Genomic DNA, 300 nt, shown 5'->3' with positions numbered 1-300 from the left:
GGCTGGGGCGTGCAGATCGACCGGGTCGAGATCAAGGACGTCTCCCTGCCGGACACGATGAAGCGCTCGATGGCCCGCCAGGCCGAGGCCGACCGTGAACGCCGGGCCCGGATCATCAACGCGGACGCCGAGCTGCAGGCCTCGAAGAAGCTCGCCGAGGCCGCCGGGGTGATGTCCGAGCAGCCCGCCGCACTGCAACTGCGGCTGCTCCAGACGGTGGTGGCGGTCGCGGCCGAGAAGAACTCGACGCTCGTCCTGCCCTTCCCGGTCGAACTGCTCCGCTTCCTGGAACGGGCGCAG

1 protein-coding gene is annotated in these 300 nt (G+C 70.3%); it reads left to right on the top strand.

Features of this window, described 5'->3' with window-relative positions; translation table 11 throughout:
* On the top strand, window positions 1-300 hold a 300-nt coding region (locus RB628_RS41890; protein WP_318325827.1), incomplete at both ends, for an SPFH domain-containing protein.

The organism is Streptomyces sp. ADMS, assembly GCF_033441795.1.
Lineage (GTDB): Bacteria > Actinomycetota > Actinomycetes > Streptomycetales > Streptomycetaceae > Streptomyces.
The sequence above is the reverse complement of the archived record's forward strand: the minus strand, read 5'-3'. Positions and strand labels throughout refer to the sequence as shown.